The sequence below is a fragment of the Ruegeria sp. BJ5 genome (genome assembly GCF_056537865.1).
On sequence record NZ_JBQFSH010000001.1, the window covers coordinates 915,417 to 939,063 of the forward strand.

At 61.2% G+C, this 23,647-nt stretch carries 26 protein-coding genes; 14 read left to right on the forward strand and 12 right to left on the reverse strand.

All coding sequences use genetic code 11. The features are described from left to right. Nucleotides 1-101: 101 nt before the first annotated feature. Nucleotides 102-1,694, reverse strand: a complete 1,593-nt coding sequence (locus ACR0NY_RS04570) for an NAD(P)H-hydrate dehydratase (protein ID WP_170368647.1) — start codon at nt 1,692-1,694, stop codon at nt 102-104. Nucleotides 1,695-1,863: 169 nt separating this feature from the next. On the opposite strand from ACR0NY_RS04570, the gene ACR0NY_RS04575 reads away from it, so the two are divergent. The 5 genes from ACR0NY_RS04575 to ACR0NY_RS04595 all read left to right on the forward strand — a co-directional run bounded on the left by ACR0NY_RS04575 (nt 1,864) and on the right by ACR0NY_RS04595 (nt 6,537). Beyond that, nucleotides 1,864-2,202, forward strand: coding sequence for a P-II family nitrogen regulator (locus tag ACR0NY_RS04575; protein ID WP_093962420.1), 339 nt, complete (start codon nt 1,864-1,866; stop codon nt 2,200-2,202). 31 nt (nt 2,203-2,233) lie between these two features. After that, nucleotides 2,234-3,640 carry a type I glutamate--ammonia ligase gene (glnA, locus tag ACR0NY_RS04580; protein WP_093962421.1) on the forward strand — a complete coding sequence of 469 codons (1,407 nt, stop codon included), beginning with the start codon at nt 2,234-2,236 and terminating at the stop codon, nt 3,638-3,640. A 142-nt stretch (nt 3,641-3,782) separates the two neighbouring features. Continuing rightward, entirely contained in the window at nt 3,783-4,619 is an 837-nt protein-coding gene (locus ACR0NY_RS04585; protein WP_170368649.1) for an amino acid ABC transporter substrate-binding protein, read from the forward strand. A gap of 16 nt (nt 4,620-4,635) precedes the next feature. Continuing rightward, complete coding sequence (locus ACR0NY_RS04590; protein WP_170338044.1) at nt 4,636-5,430, forward strand: lytic murein transglycosylase; 795 nt, start codon at nt 4,636-4,638, stop codon at nt 5,428-5,430. 198 nt (nt 5,431-5,628) lie between these two features. Beyond that, nucleotides 5,629-6,537, forward strand: a complete 909-nt coding sequence (locus tag ACR0NY_RS04595) for a hypothetical protein (RefSeq protein WP_367646345.1) — start codon at nt 5,629-5,631, stop codon at nt 6,535-6,537. A gap of 37 nt (nt 6,538-6,574) precedes the next feature. Here the strand turns inward: ACR0NY_RS04595 and ACR0NY_RS04600 are convergent, their stop codons facing one another. Beyond that, nucleotides 6,575-7,318: a heme-dependent oxidative N-demethylase family protein gene (locus ACR0NY_RS04600; protein ID WP_170368650.1), complete on the reverse strand. Its 744-nt coding sequence runs from the start codon at nt 7,316-7,318 to the stop codon at nt 6,575-6,577. Nucleotides 7,319-7,441: 123 nt separating this feature from the next. Between ACR0NY_RS04600 and dddP the strand changes: the two genes are divergently transcribed. Next, nucleotides 7,442-8,785, forward strand: a complete 1,344-nt coding sequence (gene dddP, locus ACR0NY_RS04605) for a dimethylsulfonioproprionate lyase DddP (protein ID WP_170368651.1) — start codon at nt 7,442-7,444, stop codon at nt 8,783-8,785. 3 nt (nt 8,786-8,788) lie between these two features. Here dddP and ACR0NY_RS04610 read toward each other — a convergent pair whose 3' ends face one another. After that, the gene (locus tag ACR0NY_RS04610) at nt 8,789-8,983 is read right to left on the reverse strand and encodes a hypothetical protein (RefSeq protein ID WP_170338038.1); all 195 of its coding nucleotides are present in this window, start codon (nt 8,981-8,983) and stop codon (nt 8,789-8,791) included. A 236-nt stretch (nt 8,984-9,219) separates the two neighbouring features. Here ACR0NY_RS04610 and ACR0NY_RS04615 point away from each other — a divergent pair, with 236 nt between their 5' ends. Then, nucleotides 9,220-10,458, forward strand: coding sequence for a bifunctional alpha/beta hydrolase/OsmC family protein (locus ACR0NY_RS04615; RefSeq protein WP_170368652.1), 1,239 nt, complete (start codon nt 9,220-9,222; stop codon nt 10,456-10,458). A gap of 22 nt (nt 10,459-10,480) precedes the next feature. Here ACR0NY_RS04615 and ACR0NY_RS04620 read toward each other — a convergent pair whose 3' ends face one another. The 3 genes from ACR0NY_RS04620 to ACR0NY_RS04630 form a co-directional block, all read right to left on the reverse strand. After that, nucleotides 10,481-10,840, reverse strand: coding sequence for a hypothetical protein (locus ACR0NY_RS04620; protein ID WP_170338034.1), 360 nt, complete (start codon nt 10,838-10,840; stop codon nt 10,481-10,483). 10 nt (nt 10,841-10,850) lie between these two features. After that, nucleotides 10,851-11,405, reverse strand: coding sequence for a hypothetical protein (locus ACR0NY_RS04625; RefSeq protein ID WP_254428878.1), 555 nt, complete (start codon nt 11,403-11,405; stop codon nt 10,851-10,853). Between the two features lie 111 nt (nt 11,406-11,516). Continuing rightward, nucleotides 11,517-11,849, reverse strand: coding sequence for a hypothetical protein (locus tag ACR0NY_RS04630; protein ID WP_170363208.1), 333 nt, complete (start codon nt 11,847-11,849; stop codon nt 11,517-11,519). Nucleotides 11,850-11,936: 87 nt separating this feature from the next. Between ACR0NY_RS04630 and purB the strand changes: the two genes are divergently transcribed. The 5 genes from purB (at nt 11,937) to ACR0NY_RS04655 (ending at nt 16,371) form a co-directional block, all read left to right on the forward strand. Further along, nucleotides 11,937-13,241: an adenylosuccinate lyase gene (gene purB / locus ACR0NY_RS04635; RefSeq protein WP_170368653.1), complete on the forward strand. Its 1,305-nt coding sequence runs from the start codon at nt 11,937-11,939 to the stop codon at nt 13,239-13,241. A gap of 127 nt (nt 13,242-13,368) precedes the next feature. Further along, nucleotides 13,369-13,521, forward strand: coding sequence for an adenylosuccinate lyase (locus ACR0NY_RS04640; protein ID WP_141138470.1), 153 nt, complete (start codon nt 13,369-13,371; stop codon nt 13,519-13,521). A 101-nt stretch (nt 13,522-13,622) separates the two neighbouring features. Next, nucleotides 13,623-14,162, forward strand: coding sequence for a tetratricopeptide repeat protein (locus ACR0NY_RS04645; protein ID WP_170368654.1), 540 nt, complete (start codon nt 13,623-13,625; stop codon nt 14,160-14,162). A gap of 66 nt (nt 14,163-14,228) precedes the next feature. Beyond that, nucleotides 14,229-15,329 carry a flagellar motor switch protein FliG gene (locus ACR0NY_RS04650; protein WP_170368655.1) on the forward strand — a complete coding sequence of 367 codons (1,101 nt, stop codon included), beginning with the start codon at nt 14,229-14,231 and terminating at the stop codon, nt 15,327-15,329. 118 nt (nt 15,330-15,447) lie between these two features. Next, the gene (locus tag ACR0NY_RS04655) at nt 15,448-16,371 is read left to right on the forward strand and encodes a lysophospholipid acyltransferase family protein (RefSeq protein ID WP_170368656.1); all 924 of its coding nucleotides are present in this window, start codon (nt 15,448-15,450) and stop codon (nt 16,369-16,371) included. Nucleotides 16,372-16,379: 8 nt separating this feature from the next. On the opposite strand, the gene ACR0NY_RS04660 is transcribed toward ACR0NY_RS04655, so the two are convergent. Beyond that, nucleotides 16,380-17,081 (reverse strand): DUF1223 domain-containing protein, encoded by a 702-nt coding sequence (locus ACR0NY_RS04660; RefSeq protein ID WP_170368657.1) that lies wholly within the window; start codon nt 17,079-17,081, stop codon nt 16,380-16,382. Nucleotides 17,082-17,308: 227 nt separating this feature from the next. Here ACR0NY_RS04660 and acnA point away from each other — a divergent pair, with 227 nt between their 5' ends. Together acnA and ACR0NY_RS04670 are read left to right on the forward strand one after the other, a co-directional pair. Further along, on the forward strand, nt 17,309-19,999 hold the full coding sequence (acnA, locus tag ACR0NY_RS04665) for an aconitate hydratase AcnA (protein WP_170368658.1): 2,691 nt from the start codon (nt 17,309-17,311) through the stop codon (nt 19,997-19,999). 110 nt (nt 20,000-20,109) lie between these two features. Beyond that, entirely contained in the window at nt 20,110-20,811 is a 702-nt protein-coding gene (locus ACR0NY_RS04670) for an SDR family NAD(P)-dependent oxidoreductase (protein ID WP_170368659.1), read from the forward strand. Between the two features lie 8 nt (nt 20,812-20,819). Here ACR0NY_RS04670 and ACR0NY_RS04675 read toward each other — a convergent pair whose 3' ends face one another. Genes ACR0NY_RS04675 through ccmA form a run of 5 tightly spaced genes read right to left on the reverse strand, consistent with a single transcriptional unit; the run spans nt 20,820 to nt 23,607 of the window. Next, nucleotides 20,820-21,359 (reverse strand): DsbE family thiol:disulfide interchange protein, encoded by a 540-nt coding sequence (locus ACR0NY_RS04675; protein WP_170368660.1) that lies wholly within the window; start codon nt 21,357-21,359, stop codon nt 20,820-20,822. Continuing rightward, nucleotides 21,352-21,510, reverse strand: a complete 159-nt coding sequence (gene ccmD / locus ACR0NY_RS04680) for a heme exporter protein CcmD (RefSeq protein WP_170368661.1) — start codon at nt 21,508-21,510, stop codon at nt 21,352-21,354. The genes ACR0NY_RS04675 and ccmD overlap by 8 nt, the downstream gene beginning before the upstream one ends. Beyond that, a complete protein-coding gene (locus ACR0NY_RS04685) occupies nt 21,507-22,280 on the reverse strand; it encodes a heme ABC transporter permease (RefSeq protein ID WP_005982368.1) in 774 nt (257 codons plus the stop codon). Before ACR0NY_RS04685 ends, ccmD begins: the two co-directional genes overlap by 4 nt. Before the next feature lie 59 nt (nt 22,281-22,339). Beyond that, the gene (gene ccmB, locus ACR0NY_RS04690) at nt 22,340-22,996 is read right to left on the reverse strand and encodes a heme exporter protein CcmB (protein WP_093962439.1); all 657 of its coding nucleotides are present in this window, start codon (nt 22,994-22,996) and stop codon (nt 22,340-22,342) included. Then, nucleotides 22,993-23,607, reverse strand: coding sequence for a heme ABC exporter ATP-binding protein CcmA (ccmA, locus tag ACR0NY_RS04695; protein WP_170358704.1), 615 nt, complete (start codon nt 23,605-23,607; stop codon nt 22,993-22,995). Before ccmA ends, ccmB begins: the two co-directional genes overlap by 4 nt. Nucleotides 23,608-23,647 lie beyond the last annotated feature (40 nt).

The following is a 23,647-nucleotide window of genomic DNA, read 5'->3' on the forward strand; positions in this document are numbered from 1 at the left end:
CCGGCCATGCGTTTGGCAAACACTCGCTATGCATTTGCGCGGTCTTGACAGCAAAAACCCGCCGATATTTTAGCCTTGCGCCTTGGGAACACGCAAGAACTTCATACCTGAAGACGCTTGAGCACACCGGGCAGTTGCTCGGGAAGGTCTTCCGCGATCAATCCCGGGCCAAAAGCGCGCGCGCACTCCACGTGAAGCCAGACGGCGGTTTCGGCGGCTTTCAGCGGGTGCAATCCACGTGCCAGCAGCCCTGTCAAAAAACCCGCCAACACATCGCCCGCGCCTGCAGTCGCCAGCCACGGCGCGGCCCGATCATTTTGGGCTGAATGGATCGAGCACTGACCGTCCGGACCCGCAATCACAGTGTCCGGTCCCTTGAAAAGAACCACGCACCCTGCCCTGCCGGCCGCCTCGCGCACGGCATCAACCTTTGAGAAAGCTGGTCCATTCTTGGGATGTAAGGAAAGCTTGGCCGAGATGTCGGGGAACAGACGGGCGAATTCACCGCCGTGCGGTGTCAGGACGCAGTTTTTATGCAGGATCGCCATCAGTGACGCTGGATCTTCAGCAAATGCCGAAAGAGCGTCAGCATCCAGCACGGTTGCCCTGCCGGACTCCAATGCCACGGGGACCAGCGATCGGGCCTTGTCCAGGCCCAATCCGGGCCCTAGGCACAGCGCGTTCAGGCGTTGGTCCCGCAATGCAATGGCCAGCCCATCCTCGCCTGCGATCTGCTCAATCATGACCGCGGTGACTTGGCCGGCGACTTCCTGCGATGCGGCGGGAGGGACACCCAGCGTGACAAGACCAGCGCCCACGCGCAACGCTCCGCGGGCAGCCAATCGCGCGGCACCTGTTCTACCTGTGTCGCCTGTCAGGATCAGCGCATGACCGTGACCGTATTTGTGATCGAAAGCCGATTTCCGCAGATCAGGCAGATTTTCGGGGTCCAGCAACACACTCGGCCGATCATCTGGCGTTTCTTCAACTGACAGAGCCGGCAGACCGATGTCGACAACGGACATCCTGCCACAGCACTCTGGTCCCTCGGCCAGATAATGGCCCGGCTTTGCGGTATGAAACGTCACCGTCAGGTTGGCTGAAACGGCGCAGTCTTCGGGGGCAAATCCCTCTGACACCAGACGCCGACCACTGTCCGCGCATAGGCCGCTGGGAATGTCCACACAGACGACACGTGGGTAACCACCTTCCGACTGTGACGCTTTCCACTGGCCCAATTTACGCATTGTCCGTGGCAGCCCGGCTACCGGTCTCGTCAACCCGGTTCCGAACAAGGCATCAACCGCCAGAACAGTATCCAAACAGGCCGCGGCGTAGGCATCGAACGCGTCATCGGACAGCCCATGGCACGAACCCATCGCGCACCAGCGCTCATAATTCGCCCGCGCGTCTGCAGGCAACTTCTCGGGGTCGCCCAACAGGAAGAGGTCCACGACCCACCCCCACTCTTTCAGAATGCGCGCAACCACAAAACCGTCGCCGCCGTTGTTGCCCGGCCCGCACAACACAACGGCCCGCCCTGACCCCGCCGCCAGGTCAGGCCAGGTTTCAAAGACGGCCTCGACCACCCCGCGACCTGCGCTCTCCATCAGCTCAAGGCCGGTGACAAACCCGGATTCGATTGCGGCGCGTTCGGCCGCCCTCATCTGGGACGAAGTCAGCAGTTTTGGCATCCGAAACCCTCGCACGTTTCAAATCTGATTAATTTTTGCGCAACTTGCCTAAAAATTGGCCCGCCGCCCAGAATCCCTTCACCAGCAGACGGTCAATTCGGCAATCGCATTGCCGCCCGATCTTAGACGTGATCACTGCCATTCTGACAACCATGCGAGGTGAGCCCGGATGAAAAAGATCGAAGCGATCATCAAGCCGTTCAAATTGGACGAAGTGAAAGAGGCCCTGCAGGACGTTGGCGTCCAGGGCCTCAGCGTGATCGAAGTCAAGGGCTTCGGCCGCCAGAAAGGACACACCGAACTGTACCGCGGTGCGGAATATGTCGTGGACTTTCTGCCCAAGGTCAAAGTTGAGGTCGTTCTGGATGCCGATCAGGTCGACGCGGCCATCGAAGCCATCGTGTCGGCCGCCAAGACCGACAAGATCGGGGACGGCAAGATCTTTGTCTCGTCCGTTGAACAAGCCATTCGCATCCGGACCGGCGAGACCGGCTCGGACGCGCTGTAATACCAATTCTGCAATCTAGAGGAACATAGTAATGAGCAAGGACGCAGTTCTTCAGCTGATCAAAGACGAGGGTGCCGAGTATGTCGACATCCGCTTCACCGATCCGCGTGGCAAGCTTCAGCACGTGACCGTCATGGCCGACCAGGTCGACGAAGACTTCCTTGAGGAAGGCTTCATGTTCGACGGTTCGTCCATCGCCGGTTGGAAGTCGATTGAAGCATCGGACATGAAACTGATGCCCGATACTGAAAGCGCGTATGTCGATCCCTTCTATGCGGAAAAGACAATCTGCCTGCACTGCTCGGTCGTGGAACCCGATACCGGCGAAGCCTATGAGCGTGACCCGCGCGGCACCGCGCAGAAGGCCGAAGCCTACCTGAAGTCTTCGGGCGTTGGCGACGTGGCTTACATGGGCCCCGAGGCCGAGTTCTTCCTGTTCGACGACGTGCGTTTCTCGAACAGCATCAACAAGGTGTCCTACGAAGTTGATGCAACCGATGCATCCTGGAACACCGACACCGAATACGAGATGGGCAACATGGGCCATCGTCCGGGCGTCAAGGGTGGCTACTTCCCCGTGAACCCAATCGACGAGGCGCAGGACCTGCGTTCGGAAATGCTGTCGACCATGAAGCGTCTGGGCATGAAGGTCGACAAGCACCACCACGAAGTGGCCTCGTGCCAGCACGAGCTGGGCCTGATCTTCGACAGCCTGACCAAACAGGCGGACGAGCTGCAGAAATACAAGTACGTCATCCACAACGTCGCGCACGCCTACGGCAAGTCGGCCACTTTCATGCCGAAGCCGATCGCGGGTGACAACGGCACCGGTATGCACGTCAACATGTCGATCTGGAAGGACGGCAAGCCGCTGTTTGCAGGCGACAAATATGCCGATCTTTCGGACGAAGCTCTGTGGTTCATCGGCGGCATCCTCAAGCACGCCAAGACCCTGAACGCCTTCACCAACCCGTCGACCAACAGCTACAAGCGCCTGATCCCGGGCTTCGAAGCGCCGGTTCTGCGCGCCTACTCGGCCCGCAACCGCTCGGGCTGCGTCCGTATTCCATGGACGGAATCGCCGAAAGCCAAGCGCGTCGAGGCCCGCTTCCCCGATCCGTCGGCAAACCCCTACCTGGCGTTTGCGGCACTGCTGATGGCCGGTCTGGACGGCATCAAGAACAAGATCGATCCGGGCGAAGCCATGGACAAGAACCTCTACGATCTGCCCGCCGAAGAGCTGGCCGGCATCCCGACCGTCTGCGGCAGCCTGCGCGAGGCGCTGGAATGCCTGGCGGCCGATCACGACTTCCTGCTGCAGGGCGACGTGTTCACCAAGGACCAGATCGACGGCTACATCGCACTGAAGATGGAAGAGGTCGAAACCTACGAGCACACTCCGCACCCGGTCGAATACGGCATGTACTACAGCTGCTGACCCCGGTCGGAAGTCCAATGAAAAGACCTTGGGGGCGTCCTGTCGGGCGCCCCTTTTCAGTGCTGCGCGGTCCCCATATTTCCCTTTGTGACAGGCGCCTTTGCCGCTAGGCTGAAGATCAATTCAATTATCAGGATTATTCATGCGCCTTCTCGCCCTGACCCTCTCCGCTGCACTTCTTGTTTCAGGCGCTGCGGCGCAGACGATCGACCGGATCAAAGAAACGCGCGAAATCCGATTTGGGTTTCGCACGGATGCTGCCCCGCTTTCGTTCATCAACGACAAGGAGCGTCCCGACGGGCTGTCCGTGATGATCTGCGACCAGGTTGCCCGAGCCATCGCCGGCCGACTGGGTGCGGATGACCTGACCGCACAATTCATTCCGGTGCAGTCGGATACGCGCTTTGACATGGTCGCCTCTGGCCAGATCGACCTGTTATGCGGCGCGGCGACAATCACCCTGTCGCGGCGGGAAACCGTTGATTTCTCGATCCCGATCTTCGTAGACGGAACATCGGTTTTGCTGCCGATAGATGCGGATGTCACGATGGCGTCGCTTTCCGGCAAGAAAGTCGGCATGCGCAGCAGCACGACCACCGAAGAAGCCGTGTTCAACTCGTTCGGATCAGCGGGGATCGAGGCAAAGCTTGTTCGGTTCGCCTCGCATCCCGACGGGATCAAGGCTTTGAGGGACGGAGAAATCGACGCCTATTTCGCCGACCAATCCATTCTTTTGGTCAACTATTTGGCAGCCGGATTGAAGGACGACTTCAAAATCTCGCAAGAGATTCTGACGATTGAAAAGCAAGGTCTGGCCCTTGCGCGCGGCGACGATGACTTTCGCCTGATGGTCGATGAGATCCTGTCGCAGCTGTATGCCCAAGGCACGATGGAAGAGATCTTTCGCGCCGCACTGCCCGGGATTGAACCCAGCGAGGCCCTAAAAGCCCTGTACGTTATCGCACCCACCCTGCCCTGATTTCCAGGAGGTCCCCATGCGCCTTACGGTCCTGTCCGTTTTCATTGCACTGAGTGCCCCCGTGGCGGCGCAGTCCGCTCCCTGCGGGAACACAGGCGCTGGTTTTGAAGCCTGGAAGGCCGACTTTGCCAAGCAGGCGCGCAAAGCCGGAGTAAAGAAAAAAGGGCTGCAGGCTCTGGCGCAAACCCAATATGCCACACGGACCATCGCCGCGGATCGGGGGCAGAAAAGCTTCAAATATTCCCTCGACAAGTTCATGAAGGTTCGAGGGGCGGATACGATCGTGGTCCAGGGGCGCAAGCGCAAGGCCCGAAACCCGGGATTCTACGCGGCGCTGGAGCGTCAGTATGGTGTCCCGGCCGGCGTTCTGATTGCCATTCACGGCATGGAAACCGGGTTCGGAAACTTCATGGGCGACAGCCAGGTTGTTTCCGCAATCACAACATTGGCCTACGATTGTCGACGGTCCGACTTCTTTGTTCCCCATGCCATCGGGGCGCTGAAACTGGTCGATCAGGGGGCGATCACGGTGGCAACAAAAGGGGCAAAACATGGCGAGTTGGGCCACACCCAGTTTCTGCCCGGCAATGCTCTGACCTATGGCGTGGACGCCACGGGTGACGGGCGCGTGGACTTCTACAACATGACGGATGCGTTGGCCTCAACCGCAAATTTTCTTCGGCAGAAAGGGTGGAAACCCGGCCGGGGCTATCAACCCGGCGAACCGAATTTTGCGGTGATACAGCAATGGAACGCCGCATCGGTTTACCAAAAATCAATTGCGATCATGGCCGCTCGAATCGACAACTGAGGCTTTGTTGGCCACCGGGCCACCGCACTCAATTCCGCCACATTGCTGCCACAGTGTCGGGTGGAAAGCTCTAATTTCTTGGTTTCCAAAGCGTAATCAATCGTCGCAAAAATTCATTTTTTTGCAATATGGTCAAAATTTGACCCTCATCACCGACTAGAGTGTTGGTTCAGTATTCGTACGGCAGAGGGCAAGACTGTGACCACGAAGCACAGATACCACGGTGGCCTGCAATTCAACGGCGACACGAACGGCGCGTTGGAGCGGTTCGGCCATATCGTGGTGGCAACTCTTGAGGACTACGGGCATCTTGTGGAACGAAAGACCCTGCTGAGCCAGACCGAGGCAACCATCGTGTCCAGCCAGTACCTTGTCCGTTTGACCCTCGAGTCCGAACCCCGGGAGACCAGCGACCGCTATGGGCGTCTGGACCGTACGGTTGGTCTGAAGACCATGGTGCGCCCCTCGGCGACACGCCCGCGCAACCGATTGGTGATTTCGGTCTCGCCTGTTTCAGGCCTGATGGATGACCCTGAGATTTCCGAATTGATGCTTGTCGTCATGCTGTATCGGATGGTCGACATCTGCTCGACGCAACGAGTGGAATGGCTGTCGCCGCAAACCGTTTTGACGATCGAACAGTTCATGGGCGCGTTTGACTCGTTGATGCCACGCAAGCAGCGGAACCGCCGCGAGGCGTTCGAGGCGGTCAGCGGACCTTTTGCGGGCCTTGAGCCCGCAGCAACTGATGACCACGAGGCCGTCAAAGCACCGGCAAAGCCGCCTCGCCCGATTCAATTGACCGATGAGCAATTGCTCAGCATTGCCTTCCGTTCCGACGAGGCCAACGCACCCGTTTCCGATGCACCGGCCGCGACGGATGGCGATGACGACCGGCCCAGTGACGCGTTGCGACTGACCAGCTGGGCCCTGACCGGTGCCGTTGCCAGCCTGTCGGCCCCGATCGCTCTGTCGATGGCCGCTGTGAACCTCATCCGGGGCGAAGACTTTCGCCTGAACACTCAGGTCCTGGCCTATACGGTCGCCATCGTGTCGCTGAACTCAAGTGGTGCGTTTGCCGATGTCGCCAATGCGATCGGACTGTAACTGAATTACCAGAAGACCCTCCTTGGAGGCCCCGCCATCAGGCGGGGTTTTCCATTTCTGGCAGGTGCTCGACCGGCACGACATAGGTGTGGATCGAGAACACCACGGCCCGTGTCTCGGGCAACCGCAAAAGCGTTTGTCGCTCGCTGCGCAGGTACCGTGCAGTGCCGCGGTTGCGGATCTCGCGCGGGGCGCTGGCACTGCGGGGCTGGTGCAACTCGGGGTCATCGTACCACAGCGCGTTGAACCGCCACAAAGGCCGAGCAATTTGAATCCCGTCAAACAGGCGCTGCACCCGGCGAGCGATGTTGGGATCATAGCTGTCGACCGGCTCGTGAATGGCGATCAGTGGTCGCATGAATTTCTCGGACAGACGCCAGCTGGCGGGAAAGCACAGGATGGCCCCGGTCAACACATGCTCGTCGCCCCGTTTCTGCAGGATGCAGAAATCCTCCTGCGCCAGCATGCAAAGCGTATCCAAAGGATTGTCGCGGTCAATCGGCACGGCGGCCCCATCCGGGCGCTGCGCGGTGTCGGCCGCCTCGGGATAGGCCTGCGCCAAGACCAGATCCAGCAGTTCGACGGCGGCCGGGTGGGCCTGCGGGTCCAGCGCAAGCACGTCGTCCCGACGGGTTTCAAGCAGGTGCTGGCGGTGGCGCATCTGCGCGGCGAAGGCATCATCGCGATGAAGCCAGTCCTCCATCGTTGTCGGCGCGATCCCCGGCAGCGGTCGCTGTTGGGTCGGATCGTAGGGCAGAGTCTGTTGCAGAATGGCTGTCATGGCCTTGGGTTAGCACTCCAAACAGGCCTTGTCGGTCAAAAAGCGACTGGCAAATCGTCGCAATTCACCCAGACGGGGCCGCCCTGCCCCTTCAGGCTGAACCGGCAAGCAGGGAGGCGCGCCGTGAACCACCACTACCGAGACACCCGCAAGATCGACCCCAGCCGCGGCGCGACGCTTGGCGACGGCACGCCGAACGACAATGACCGGATAGAGATCGGCCCCACCCAACTTGCATTCAGCGAATGGGCCGCCGCCGGGTTGCAACTGCCCAACCTGGACCGGATGCGCGAATATCGCTGGAAACGGCTGACCCAGGCAATCGTCGATCGAGGCTATGGCGGGCTGCTGATGTTCGACCCGCTCAACATCCGCTATGCGACCGACAGCACCAACATGCAGCTGTGGAACACACACAACCCGTTCCGGGCGGTGCTGCTGTGCTCCGATGGCTACATGGTGATCTGGGACTACAAGAACTCGCCCTTTTTGTCGAAATTCAACCCGCTGGTGCGGGAACAGCGCTCGGGCGCGGACTTGTTCTATTTCGACAGGGGCGACAAGGTGGACGTACAGGCGGACGTGTTCGCCAACGAGGTGCGCATACTGATGCAGGACCACGCCCCCGGCCACACCCGGCTGGCGGTGGACAAGATCATGCTGCACGGCCTCCGCGCGCTCGAGGCACAGGGCTTCGAGATCATGGAGGGCGAGGAAGTCACCGAAAAGACCCGCGCCATCAAGGGCCCTGACGAGATCCTTGCCATGCGTTGCGCCAGCCACGCCTGCGAAACCGCCGTGGCCAAGATGGAGAAGTTCGCCCGCACCTATGTTGGTGACGGCAAGACCTCCGAGGATGACATCTGGGCCGTTCTGCACGCCGAAAACATCAAGCGCGGCGGCGAGTGGATCGAAACGCGCCTGCTGGCCTCGGGGCCGCGCACCAACCCGTGGTTTCAGGAATGCGGGCCGCGGATCACGCAGAGGAACGAGATCATCGCCTTCGATACCGATCTGATCGGCAGCTACGGCATCTGCGTCGACATCTCGCGCACCTGGTGGATCGGGGATCAAAAGCCGCGCCCCGACATGGTCTATGCCATGCAGCACGCGCACGAGCACATCATGACCAACATGGAGATGCTGAAGCCCGGCGTGATGATTCCCGAGTTGACCGCCAACTGCCACAGGCTGGACGACAAGTTCCAGGCGCAGAAATACGGCTGCCTGATGCATGGCGTGGGCCTGTGTGATGAATGGCCGTTGGTGGCCTATCCGGACAAGGCGGTGCCAGGCTCATATGATTATCCGCTGGAACCCGGCATGGTACTGTGCGTCGAGGCCGCCGTGGGCGAAGTCGGCGGCGATTTCTCGATCAAGCTGGAAGATCAGGTTCTGATCACCGAAGACGGCTTTGAGAACCTGACCCGCTATCCGTTCGATTCCGCGCTTATGGGGCTTGACTAGGTCTCAATCCGCCCAGTGAGAGCGACGCACATTTCCGTGCCAATCCTCAAGCACCGGCTCTGCCGATGCGCCCGGTGAAAACATGTCTTGGGGCCAGTGCAGTCCGGCGGCAAATCCGATGGCCGTGGCCAGAAGGACAGCAACCGCCGTACCGACCTGTACAGCTTCGAAATGCGCTGCGTTTGTCGAATTTGTCATCTCCGCGCTCCTTGATCCTTTGTTTCGGTTAGGCCGAACATGGGAGCTTCTGAATCATTGTAAAAACGAATTGTTGTTCGCTTAGACTTCACAAATTGTGATCACCTCCCGGACAAAGGGCGCCTCACGACCACCGCCTGCGCCCTCACCTTCCCGTGACGGTCCTGTCACAAGGGTTGAGACTGCACTGCCTTATTCACAGTATTGCGCTTAGCATCACAGCCTGAGGACCCCACATGCCCACAGAACGCGTCACATTTTCCGGTCACGATGGTGGCAAGCTGGCTGCTCGGCTGGATCTCCCCGATGGGCCGGTGCTGGCAACTGCGTTGTTTGCGCATTGCTTTACCTGCTCCAAGGACATTCCCGCGGCCCGGCGCATCAGCGCGCGGCTTGCAGCGATGGGATTTGCCGTTCTACGGTTCGACTTCACCGGGCTGGGCCATTCCGAAGGCGAGTTCGCCAACACGACTTTCACTTCGAACGTTGAGGATCTGATCGCCGCTGCGCAGTTTCTTGCGGGTCGGAACATGGCGCCTGACCTGCTTGTCGGGCATTCTTTGGGCGGGGCCGCGGTCTTACGGGCGCGGGCCGGTATACCCTCGGTAAAGGCGGTGGTCACGATCGGCGCCCCGGCCGATCCCGGCCATGTGGCTCATCACTTTGAAGACGCGCGGGGCCAGATCGAACAGGATGGCAGCGCCGAAGTTCTGCTGGGTGGGCGCCCCATCCGCATCGGCCGAGAGTTTGTGCGCGACATCTCTGAATCCGAACTGACGCCCTCGATTGCCGAGTTGAAGGCCGCGCTGCTGATCCTGCATGCGCCGCGTGACGAAACAGTCAGCATCGACGATGCCAGCACGATCTTTCTGGCCGCCAAGCACCCCAAAAGCTTTGTCACGCTGGACGACGCAGACCACCTGATCACCCGTCCGAAGGATGCAGAATACACCGCCGATGTCATCGCCGCCTGGGTATCTCGCTATGTGCCGCTGTCGCCGCCCGCCCCGCCGCCGGGCGCGCCCGAAGGCGTTGTGCGCGTGACCGAAGTGGACCCGGGTGGTTTTCTTCAGGACATTCAATCAGGTCCAAGCCATCATGCCGTGGCGGATGAGCCGGCCTCTTACGGCGGGACTGATCGCGGCATGTCGCCTTATGGCTTTGTTTCTGCCGGGCTTGGGGCGTGCACTTCGATGACCATCCGAATGTATGCGCGACGCAAGCAATGGCCCCTGACCGGGATCAGCGTGGATGTCTGTCACAACAAGGTGCACGCGCAGGACGCGGGGTTGGCGGGGGATGGAAAGGTCGACCAGTTCCGCCGCAAGATCCGACTGGACGGACCGCTGGACAATGACCAGCGGATCAAGCTTCTTGAGATTGCCGACAAATGCCCGGTGCACCGCACGCTTGAAAATTCGGCGCATATCACCACCGAACTGCTGCCGCCGGAACCTGTTGCGGCTCCGGCGTGAACCGATATCCGGTCCGGATGGCCTATCGCCGAGGCGCAGGCCTGTGGATCGGGGGCCGTGCCGCTGGTGGGCGGGCCACGGGCGGTCGAGGACGCGCCGGCGGCTTGGCGATCGGAGGTTTGGGCCGCGCAGGCGGTTTCGCAATTGGCGGCTTGGGTTTGGGCGGCGGTTTTCCACCCGGCGGTTTACCCGGCGGCGGTGGGCGGTCCACGTCAATGTCGACATTCACGTTGCGGTAATAGTCGTTCCACAGCATCGAGTCATAGAACGGGTCATATCCGTATCCTACACCGACCGTGACGCCTTCACAGCCCGAGAGGGTGAATCCCCCGGCCCCAAGCCCCAGAACGATGACGGATCGCTTCAAAAAGGTTCCTGCCATTTTCACGCCCTCACTGCACTGACCGGAATGACGCGAAGATGGCATTCAGATCCTCGACATAGCCAGGATCTGCACCGTCGCGCAGGATGGTCACTACAACCGCAACACGGTTGCGCGGCAGGTCGATCACCGTAGCGGTGAAGTTGATCCCACGCCCGTCACGGGTGCCGGTGCCGCGAATGACCCGGGCCGGCAAACCGCCGATGCGCATGTTCGCATCACTTGTCACCTCTGGGTTTTTGACCAGAAACTTGTCGACATCCTGCAAGTAACGGACCCCGTCCTCGATGCTGGCAACGCCGAACGGCGAAACGAATCCGATCCAGACCGAGTCATCTGTGACCGGACGCGCGGCCATCACCCGGCTTACGGACCGGGTATCGCCCAGTTGTGTATCCTCAAGATCGCGTGGGCCGCCCGTGCGCAGCATCCAGAAATCCGGGACATCGAACTGAAACAGCGCACGCCCCCCTTCGGTGTAGGTGACCGGCGTATCGCTCAGCCCCGCACCCGCCATCCCGACCCAAAAAGCCGCGCCGATGGCAAAAAGGTTTTTCTTAAACAAGCTGATATCTCTATTTGTTGGTGTCATCGTCCCGAGGATGAGCGATGCAACCCGCGCTTGTCCAGTTTTTAAAGAGTTTTGCTCAGGGGCCCGCCCGACCTGCATTGCCGCCTAGTCTGCATATACGCCGACTGTCGCATCGCCCGCCTCACCCACAAATCGGATCCGCGTACCGTCCGACTGAACATCGTAACAGGCCCAAAAGTCAGACGGTGGCCAGATCGAACAATATCTGTCATCCCGCACGGCCCAGCGCCCCGAGCTGGGTCGACCCGAGAAATACTGCGTGGCCATAGACGGCTCGAAGACCTGTGTGGCTCCATTGTCATAAGCCAGCGTCCGGCCCGACAGAGCGTCAAGAATCTGCGCGCCCGTCAGCGGTAGGAACGTGTCGGCCGCCAGAATTCCGGGCCAAACCAACAAAATCAGGGCAAACCGTCTCATCCCGCGTCTCCTGCCTTGTCCCAACGGTCCGGCGAGTCTATCACCCGCGCCAACACCCATTGCCAACCGAAAAAGGTGCCGCCGCCCATGATTCCCCGCTATTCCCGCCCCGAAATGGTTGCCGTCTGGTCGCCCGAGACCAAGTTCCGCATCTGGTACGAGATCGAGGCCCATGCCTGCGACGCGATGGCCGATCTGGGCGTCATCCCGCGTGAAAACGCCGAGGCCGTCTGGAAGGCCAAGGACGTGGAATTCGACGTGGCCCGCATCGACGAGATCGAGGCCGTGACCAAGCATGACGTCATCGCCTTTCTGACCCATTTGGCCGAGCATGTCGGCAGCGATGAGGCCCGCTTTGTCCACCAAGGCATGACCAGCTCGGACGTGCTGGACACCTGCTTCAACGTGCAGCTGACCCGCGCCGCCGACATCCTGATCGCCGATCTCGAAGGCCTGCTGGCCGCACTCAAGCGCCGCGCCTACGAGCACAAGGACACTGTCCGCATCGGCCGCAGCCACGGCATTCATGCCGAGCCCACCACCATGGGCCTGACCTTCGCGCGCTTCTATGCCGAGATGGACCGCAACCTGTCACGGATGCGCGACGCGCGCGCCGAGATCGCCACCGGCGCCATCAGCGGTGCGGTCGGCACCTTCGCCAATATCGATCCGCGCGTCGAAGAGCATGTCTGCGAAAAGCTGGGCCTGGTGCCCGAGCCGATCAGCACGCAGGTCATCCCGCGCGACCGCCATGCGGCCTTCTTTGCCACGCTGGGCGTGATCGCCAGCAGCATCGAGAACATCGCCATCGAAATCCGCCACATGCAGCGCACCGAGGTTCTGGAGGCCGAGGAGTTTTTCTCCAAAGGCCAAAAGGGCTCGTCGGCGATGCCGCACAAACGTAACCCGGTGCTGACCGAAAACCTGACCGGCCTGGCCCGGCTGGTGCGCATGACCGTGATCCCGGCGATGGAGAACGTGGCCCTGTGGCACGAGCGCGACATCAGCCACAGCTCGGTCGAGCGCAATATCGGCCCCGACGCCACCGTGACCCTGGATTTCGCCCTGTCGCGCCTGACCGGGGTGATCGACAAGCTGGTGGTCTATCCGGACAACATGCTGGCCAACATGAACAAGTTCCGCGGTCTGGTCATGAGCCAACGCGTGCTGTTGGCCCTGACTCAGGCCGGCGTCAGCCGCGAGGACGCCTATCGTCTGGTGCAGCGCAACGCGATGAAGGTCTGGGAAGAAGGCAAGGACTTCAAAACCGAACTGCTGGCCGACTCGGATGTGACCGCAGCGCTGAGCAAGGAAGAGATCGAAGAAAAATTCGACCTCGGCTATCACACCAAGCATGTCGACACGATCTTCGAGCGGGTGTTCGGCGAGTAACCCTCGACGCAGGAACGGCTTTTGTTGGGGCCCGGGTCGCACAGCACGATCCGGGCCCCTGTCTTTTGCGGAAACGTCCGAAATCGGCTATGCTGGGTGGGCAATTTCCGTTCAAGGAGAGCCCACCATGATCCGCACGACCCTCTGCGCACTGGCCCTTGCCCTGTCTGCGTCGTCCGCATTCGCCTGCCAGGGCCACAGCAAGCAATCGCAATCCTGTGCGCCCGGCACGACTTGGGATTCGGCCTCGGAAAGCTGCGTGAAAAACGCCAGCAGCTGAATTCTTGTCCTACTTGTGAATAAAAGCGAGCCATTGGTTGTTAGCTTTTTTGAAGAACGCACTATGCTTCTTGCGAGCAGCCCTTGGAACGGAGTAGGACAATGCGCCTTTTGATGGCCACGGCACTAGCCCTTCAGACCTTTGCCTTTGCCCCTGCGGTCAGCGCCGCCGGCGGTGACAGCAGCCCCCCAAAACCAACAAACACCACCAAGAAATGCCTGTTCGGCCGCGTCTATGACGAAGCAGCCGGCCGATGCGTCAAACCGAACAAGACCAATTTCAGCGAAGAGCAATTGTATCAGGCCGTGCGCGAGCTTGCCTATGACGGCCAGTTCGAAAATGCGCAGGACGTGTTGCGGGTCATGGATCAAGACGATGATCGCGTTTTGACGTATTGGGGTTTCACCTACCGCAAAATGGGCGAAGCCGAGCTGGCCAACACCTATTACCAACGCGCAATCGAAACCAATCCTGACAACATTCTGGCCCGCAGCTACATGGGCCAGGGATATGTCACCGAAGGGAAAACCGAACTGGCCATCACGCAATGGCGCGAGATCAAGGCACGCGGAGGAGAAGGCACCTGGGCCGAAGCGTCTCTGCGCGAGGCGATCCGCACGGGGCTGACTTACAGCTACTAGGTTCAGTCTTTCTTTACTCGACTCTCGCTAATCTGCCTGCGGAACAAAAATTGACACCGCAGGCAGATGCAAGATTCACATGCTTTGGTACAGACCGCGCCGGGCAATTCTGCTCCGGCCGCGAAACAGACGGATGACGCCCCTCGCGTCGTTCCTCGTCAACTCACGCCCGGCCAGAAGGCCGCCATCATCGTACGCCTGCTGTTGAACGAGGGGGCCGATCTCCCGTTGGAGGAGTTGCCCGACGAACTGCAGGAACGGCTGACCCTCCAACTGGGCCGGATGGGGCTGGTTGACCGCGTGACCCTCGCTGCTGTCGCGCAAGAATTCGCAGACACACTGGACAGCATCGGACTTGCCTTTCCGCACGGCTTGGCCGGGGCGCTGGACGCGGTAAATGGCAAGATTGCCCCGGCGACCGCTGCCCGGCTGCGCAAGGTCGCGGGTGTGCGCCAGGTCGGCGATCCATGGCTGCGCCTGCGTGACACCCCTGCAGAAGACCTCGCGCGTATGGCTCAGGCAGAAAGCACCGAAGTTGCAGCCGTCATGCTATCCAAGCTCGAAACGGCAAAGGCGGCACAGTTGTTGGCGCAATTGCCCGGGCCGGTGGCCAGACGGATTACATATGCCGTTTCAAAAACCGCCAACGTGACGCCCGAGGCGGTGGAGCGGATCGGCTGGTCACTAGCCGCGCAACTCGATCAACGCCCGGTTCCGGCCTTCACCGATTCACCCGTCACGCGCGTCGGGGCGATCTTGAACCAATCCCCCCCATCCACGCGTGACGGGCTGCTGGATGCGCTTGACGAGGAGGATTCTGAGTTCGCCAGCGCTGTTCGCAAGTCCATTTTCACCTTTGGACACATCGCCACGCGTATCGCTGCACGGGATGTGCCTGCCATCCTGCGCGAAGTCGATCAGCCACTTCTGATAACCGCTCTGGCTGGCGCAAGAGCCGAGGATGACAAAGCCTCGGTCGACTATCTGTTGTCCAGCATATCCGCGCGGATGGCCGACAACCTGCGCGAAGAAATTGCTGAACGCGGCAAGGTCAAGCAGGCCGAAGCAGAGGAGGCCATGACCCAGATTGTCGGGGCGATCCGCACATTTGTGGACGCAGGCACAATCACCTTGGTCGAAGCGGACGCCGATGGCAACGACGACTAAGGGCTGCCTGCCGCTGGCTCGGATGCCGTAGAACCCGGGATCGGGACAATACTTGTGGTTGTTGCGCGCCGGCTGTATGTCTGAATCCGCAATTCACAACACCCGGTGAGATCCCCCGATGCCCGTCGAAAAGTCGGAACTGAGCCGTTTTGAGCTTGGTCAATACTATGTCGCCAACCTGTTCCTGAAAGGCATGATCGGCGCAATGCGTCTTTTGCCCTATGAGCGGCGCATTGCGACGATGGGGGCGTTCGTGCGCGGGTTGGCTCCGGCGGTTGGGTTCACCAAACGCGTGCGCAGCAACCTGAAACTGACCTGCCCTGACCTGCCCGAGACCGAAGTGAAACACATTTGCCGTGCAGTGCCCGATAACGCAGGCCGCGCGATCATGGAACACTTCTCGCCCGAGGATTTCACTGAACGGCAGAAGAACGCAAAAGTATCAGGTTCAGGAATCGCCGCCTTTGAACAAGCGGTGGCCGAAGGTCGGCCGGTGATGATGATCACCGCACATTTCGGCCACTACCTTGCTGCGCGGATCGCATTGCAGGCGCGCAGCGGCAAGCCGATTGGCTGCCTGTACCGCCGCATGGCCAATCCGTATTTCAACGAGATGTATGTCGACGCCTTCCACAAAACCGGAGAGCCGATGTTCGAACAAGGCCGGCGCGGCATGGTGGAAATGGTTCGGTCCCTCAAGAAGGGCGGCATCATCGCCATCGTATCGGACCTGCACGCCCATGGCGGTGAAGAGCTGACGTTTTTTGGCAAACCCGCAGTCACGTCGGTTTTGAACGCGGAATTGGCAATGAAATACGATGCCGTTCTCATTCCTTGTTATGCGGTGCGCCAAGCCAACGGTATCGATTTCGAGATCGTTTTGCATGATCCGGTGCCCCATACGGACCCCAAGACCATGACCCAATTCATCAACGATGACCTCGAAGGCATGGTGCGGAAACACATGGGCCAATGGTTCTGGATTCACCGACGGTGGAAAGCCTGGAATGGGCTGGGTGTGCAGCCTCAGGACATGCCCTGAGCCGCCCTCTACTTCACCCTTGTTGAGGCGATGATCGGGCCATTGCCGGTGCTCTGAATCAGAACCACCGCGGGCAGGTCCGAAGACAGTTCGATCTGAAAATCCTGTTCAGCCGACCCGTTCCATCGGCCCGCTTCGTGCCATTCCTCAACGACATTCGCGTAGTCCAGATCGTGTCCGGCCAGCTCGCCCCGTCGAATCGACGCGTGGCGCAAGGGCGTGTATTGCACGACCACCACGTCATAGTTTTCCGCGGCGGCGAGATCGACCGGAGCAACACGGACCGTAACCGTGTTCCCGGACCTCTGCGCCGAAACCGACGCGGTGGGCGCAGCGGTCAAATGCGCGTCGATCAATCGGTTCAAGTCACGGGATTTGGCACCAACGACATCCTGCTGTCCGTTGATCACCATCTGAGGGGTATAGATCATCGAACGGCCGCCGCGCCGCGCATAGGCGCGCTGACGGTCCGTATGCGCCGGATCGGCATACTCGTCCTTCCAACCGATGTAGTCCCAATAGTCCACGTGCAGCGCCAAGCCGATCACGTCGTCGCGCTTGGCGAGATCGTGCATGATCGCATCTGCCGGCGGGCAGGACGAACACCCCTGCGAGGTAAACAATTCGACCACTACCGGGCCGTCCGCCCAGGCTGAAGACGCCGACAGGAACACGGACGCAAGAACTGTGGTCAGGGCTGATCTTTTCATTTCACTCTCGGTTTGAGGGGGCGTGCAAGCACCGGTGTACTCCGCCACCGGATCAAGCGCCAATCAAGGTTTCTTGAGACAGGTTTCGGCGCCAATCCGCAAAAATGTGTGCAATGGTATACAAAAATTGCCGCACCCGCCCTGTTGGACCTTGAACCGCAGGCCATGGTGATGCAGATACCGCTCAGCGAATCCCAATTCCACGTCATTTGAGAGGGAGGCCACAGATGCCCATCAAAGTCGGACAGGATACCGCCAAGACACGCCGCAGCCTGAGCGTGAATGGCAAGTCCATCTCGTATTACTCGATCCCCGCCGCGCAAGAGGCCGGCCTGGGCGATTTCTCCAAGCTTCCCGCCGCGCTGAAAGTGGTGCTGGAAAACATGCTGCGGTTCGAGGACGGCGGTTTTTCGGTCTCGGTCGATGACATCAAGGCCTTTGCCGAATGGGGTGCCAACAACGGGAAGAACCCGCGCGAGATCGCTTATCGCCCTGCCCGCGTGCTGATGCAGGACTTCACGGGCGTTCCGGCCGTTGTCGACCTGGCCGCGATGCGCGACGGCATCAAGGCGCTGGGGGGCGATCCGCAGAAGATCAATCCGCTGAACCCCGTCGATCTGGTCATCGACCACTCGGTCATGATCGATGAATTTGGCAACCCGCGCGCCTTCCAGATGAACGTGGACCGCGAATACGAGCGCAACATGGAGCGCTACCAGTTCCTGAAATGGGGCCAGAGCGCGTTCAACAACTTCCGCGTGGTACCGCCGGGCACCGGCATCTGCCACCAGGTGAACCTGGAATACCTGGCCCAGACCGTCTGGACCGACACCGACCAGAACGGCGAAGAAGTCGCATATCCCGACACGCTGGTCGGCACCGACAGCCACACCACCATGGTCAACGGCATGGCCGTTCTGGGCTGGGGCGTTGGCGGGATCGAGGCCGAGGCCGCGATGCTGGGTCAGCCGATCTCGATGCTGATCCCCGAAGTGATCGGGTTCGAATTGACCGGCGAGATGGTCGAAGGCACCACCGGCACCGACCTGGTTCTGAAGGTCGTGGAGATGCTGCGCGCCAAGGGCGTGGTGGGCAAGTTCGTTGAATTCTACGGCGAAGGCCTGGACCGTCTGCCGCTGGCCGACCGTGCAACCATCGCCAACATGGCGCCCGAATACGGCGCGACCTGCGGCTTTTTCCCGATCGACAACGAAACCCTGCGCTACCTGCGCAACACTGGCCGTGACGAGGACCGCATCGCGCTGGTCGAAGCCTACGCCAAGGAAAACGGTTTCTGGCGCGACGAGAACTATGCCCCGGTCTACACCGACACCCTGACGCTGGACATGAGCACCATCGTTCCGGCGATCTCGGGTCCCAAGCGTCCGCAGGACTATGTGCCCCTGACCAACGCCAAGGCTGCCTTCCGCCAGGAAATGGAAAACACTTTCAAGCGCCCGATGGGCAAGGAAGTGCCGGTCAAAGGCGAAGACTACACCATGGAATCGGGCAAGGTCGTGATCGCTTCGATCACGTCGTGCACCAACACCTCGAACCCCTATGTGATGATCGGTGCGGGCCTTGTCGCACGCAAGGCGGCGGCTTTGGGCCTGAACCGCCAACCGTGGGTCAAAACCTCTCTGGCCCCGGGATCGCAGGTCGTATCCGCATATCTTGAGGCCGCTGGCCTGCAGGAAGATCTGGACAAGATCGGCTTCAACCTCGTTGGTTATGGCTGCACCACCTGCATCGGCAACTCGGGCCCGATCCAGAAAGAGATCTCGGGAGCCATCGCCGAGGGCGACCTTGTGGCGACCTCGGTCCTGTCGGGCAACCGCAACTTCGAAGGCCGGATCTCGCCCGACGTGCGCGCCAACTACCTGGCTTCGCCGCCGCTGGTGGTTGTCTATGCGCTGGCCGGCACGCTGGACATCGACCTGACCTCGGAACCGATCGGTCAGGACAAGGACGGCAACGACGTCTACATGAAAGACATCTGGCCGACCCAGAAAGAGATCGCCGAACTGGTCGAGGCAACCGTAACCCGCGAGGCATTCCAGTCGAAATACGCTGATGTCTTCAAGGGCGACGAGAAATGGCAATCGGTCGAAACCACCGATGCCGAGACCTATGACTGGCCGCCGACGTCGACCTATATCCAGAACCCGCCCTACTTCCAGGGTATGGGGGCACAGCCGGGCACCATCTCGAACATCGAAGGCGCCAAGGTTCTTGCCATTCTGGGCGACATGGTCACCACCGACCACATCTCGCCGGCTGGTTCGTTTGCAACCACCAGCCCCGCGGGCAAATACCTGCTGGAGCGCCAGGTGCAACCGCGCGAGTTCAACTCGTACGGGTCGCGCCGTGGCAACCACGAGGTCATGATGCGCGGCACCTTCGCCAACATCCGCATCAAGAACGAGATGCTGGACGGCGTCGAGGGTGGTTACACCAAAGGCCCCGATGGGCAGCAGACCTCGATCTATGACGCATCAATGGCCTATCAGGCAGAAGGCACTCCGCTGGTCGTGATCGGCGGCGAGCAGTATGGCGCCGGTTCCTCGCGGGACTGGGCGGCCAAGGGCACCGCGCTGCTGGGTGTCAAGGCCGTGATCGCAGAAAGCTTCGAGCGTATCCACCGCTCGAACCTGGTGGGCATGGGCGTCATCCCGTTCGAGTTCACCGCCGGCGACAACCGCAAGACGCTGGGCTTGAAAGGCGACGAGACCTTCTCGATCCACGGTCTGGACACGATCCAGCCGCTGCAAGAGGTGCCATGCACCATCACCTACGCAGACGGGACCGAGAAGACCATCACGCTCAAGTGCCGCATCGATACCGCACCCGAGATCGAATACATCGAAAACGGCGGCGTGCTGCACTATGTGCTGCGGAACCTGGCCAAGGCCAGCTAAGCCGGCACAAAGCCAAGAACGCAAGGGCGCCCCGAACGGGCGCCCTTTTTCATTTCAGGTCTAGCCACAATCGCGTTGTGTTCCGTGCAGATAAGCGATCTGCTGGGGGCATGGAAAAAGTTGCCTTGATAACGGGTGGTGCTCGCGGAATTGGCCGCGCCATCGCGGTTGATCTGGCCGCAGATCATCAGGTGGCCCTGACATGGCACACAACCGAACCGAACCCCCTGCCCGATGACCGGCAGGCGCTGACCCTGCACAGCGATCTGACGCAGGAAAGCCAGCCCGAAGACGTGGTGCGCCGCGTCATCGACAGGTTCGGGCGGCTGGATGTGATCATCAACAATGCCGGGCTGGTTCAGGCCACGCCGAAGGACAGCTTCAGCCGAAAGGACCACAGGGCCATTCTTGATCTCAACCTGCTGGTTCCAGCCGCGCTGCTGGCTGCCGCGTTGCCTCACCTGCAGCGGGGAGCGTCGATCGTCAGTATCTCGTCAGTCAATGCCCAGCTTCCCCCGCGCGACGCCGCGACCTATGGGGCCAGCAAGGCCGCGCTGAACCTGTGGACCCGCGCCATGGCGAAAGAACTGGGGCCGGACGGCATTCGCGTCAACGCGGTGGCACCCGGAGCGATCAACATCCCCGAAGCCCCCAGGCCCGACGATCTGACCGACTTGTTCGTTCAGAACACCGCGCTGGGGCGTGTTGGCACCCCCGAAGACATCGCGCGCGCAGTTCGCTTCCTCGCATCCGAAGACGCGTCTTTTATCACCGGAGAGGTGCTGACCGTCTCTGGCGGGTATCGCCTTTAGCCTCGGCGTTACTGCGCGGCGGCTTTTTCCAATGCGGGTCGGATAGTGCTCTCGATCACGCGCTGGGTGATCGGGCCGGCAAACCGCAGGATGATCGTGCCGTCACCGTCGATCACATAGGTCTCGGGCACGCCGTAGACGCCCCAGTCCAATCCCATGCGGCCATTTTCATCGCGCCCGATGGCGGCATAAGGATCACCCAGTTCGCTCAGGAAAGCGTCGGCGTTGGCCAGTTTGTCTTTGTAGTTGACGCCGTAGACCGGAATACCTTCCTGCGCCAGTTTCTCGAGGTTCGGATGCTCGGCACGGCAGGGGGCACACCAGCTGGCCCAATAGTTCACCAGCTTGACCTGGCCGTCGCGCAGGGTTGCGTCGTCGAACCCCTGTTTGCCAGGAAACTCGGCCAGAACAACGGGCGGCGCGGGCTGGCCTTCGCGGGCCGAGGGCAGCGCGTTGGGGTCTTCGCGGAACATGCCAATGGCCGCAAGCACGGCGAAGGCGCCGAAGATCAGCGGCGGAGCAATCATCAACGGCGAGATCTTAGCCATTGCGCGACATCCTTTGTTCGATCTTTTCCATCTCGGCCCGGACCTTGCGACCACGCAGGATGCTGAAAATCACCAGCGCCACCAGCAAAACGATCGAGGCCGCGTAGGAGGACAGAACCGTCTCGGCGTATTTCCCCAGATCAGGCATCATCCGTTTACCCTTTCCCGTGCCAGCAGCGCCTTGATGCGCCGCGCGCGGATTTCGGTGCCGGTCCGGTACAGGACCAGCGCGATGAACAGCAGCACGAAGCCGATGATGCAAGTCAGCAGCGGGTAGAAGAACACGTTGCTGACCTTCTCGGTGGTGTCCGTGCCGGTGATCGCACCTGCGCGCATCACCGATGCGCCCTGATGCAGGCCCTGGTTCCAGAAATTCACCGCATATCGGCTGAGAATGGCAAAGACCGAGCCCACGATGCACAGGACCGAAGTCAGGTCCGCCGCCGTGTCGGGGTCTTCGATCGCCTCCCACAGGGCGATGTAGCCCAGATAGAACAGGAACAGGATCAGGAACGAGGTCAGGCGCGGATCCCAGGCCCACCAGGTGCCCCACATGGGCTGCCCCCAGATGGCGCCGGTGGCCAGTGCGATCAGGGTCATCACGATGCCGATCGGCGCTGCGGCGCGTGCGGCAAGCGCGCTGACATGGTGGCGACGCACCAGCCAGACCAGCGAGGTGACCAGCATCATCAGCCAGCAATTGATGGCCATCAGCGCCGATGGCACATGCAGGTAGATGATCTTGACGGTCGACCCTTGCTTGTAGTCATCCGGCGTGAAGAAGAACCCCCACACCAGCCCGACGACCAGAAACAGGGCCGAGCTGATCCAGAAGAACGGCAGAACCCGCTCGCTGGTGGCGAGGAACTTGCGCGGGTTGGCGTATTCCCACAGGGCGTTGGCTTTGGCTGCTATCGACATGGGCCTTATCTAGTCCGAGTCGGGGGCGTTCTCAATTGACATCGGTCAACGTGCCCCAATCATCTGAGGTTGATGCGCAGCACCGCCGCGCTGGCAAAAGGCAGAAGGGCGACCGTGGCGGCGGTGATCCCGGCCAGCATCAGCAGCGGGGTCTGGACCTCCATCCCGGTGGCACCACGGCGCGCGACCTCGGCCCCGAAGATCAGCGTGGGCACATATAGCGGCAGCACCAGCAGCGACAGCAGCAGGCCGCCGCGCTTGAGCCCCACGGTCAGGGCTGCGCCAAAGGTGCCGATCACGCTGAGCGCGGGCGTGCCGATCAGCAGCGAGACGACCAGCCAGCCAAAACCGGGGCCGGGCAGGTTCAGCAGCACACCCAGCACCGGCGCGGCCAGCACCAGCGGCAGGCCGGTGGTGATCCAATGCGCCAGCGCCTTGATCGTGACCACCGATTCCAGCGGCAGCGGCGCGGTGGCCAGCAGATCGAGCGACCCATCCTCCCAATCCAGTGCCAGCAGGCGATCCAGCGACAGCAGGCAGGCCAGCAATGCGCCCAGCCACAGCACCCCCGGCGCGATGGTCGCCAACAGCGAGGATTGCGGACCCACCGAAAACGGCACCAGAACGGTGACGATCAGGAAGAAGGCCAGCCCGAGGCCGAACCCTCCCCCCGCGCGGAAGGACAGTTTCAGGTCACGTAACAGCAGGGCGATCACAGGAAGCCTCCGTCGAAGTCATCCAGCGCCTTCGGGCGCGCCTTGTTGGGGCCGACATCCAGGACCTCACCATCGAGACCCAGGTCGATATGGGTGGCAATCAGGGCCGAGCCGCCCTGCCCCAGATGCGCCCGCACTGCATCGGCGAACATTGCCACGGCGGTCTTGTCCAGTGACACGGTGGGTTCGTCCAGCATCCAGATCGGTCGGCCGGTCACCAGCATTCGGGCCAGACCCAGGCGGCGTTTCTGGCCGGCCGACAGGTTGCCTGCGTGACGATCGGCCAGTTCGTTCAGGGCGAAGGCCTCCAGCGCCGGCTGTATGTCACGCGTGCCAAAGACCGAGGCCCAAAAGGTCAGGTTCTCGGTCACGGTCAGGGTGGGTTTCAGCCCGTCGGAATGGGCGGCATAGGCGATCCGGTCTTCGGCCCCCTCGATCCGGCCCGAGAGCGGCGGTTGCAGACCGGCCAGCGTGCGCAGAAGGGTGGTCTTGCCGATCCCGTTCGGGCCGCGCAGGATCAGCGCCTTGCCCGGGGGCAGCGCGAAACTGAGGCCTTCGAGCACGGGCACACCCCCTCGGGCGATGGCAAGGTCGGTCACGGTCAGTGTCATGAGACCCGCTTATCCGATTGGTTGCGGGGGAAAAAGGACG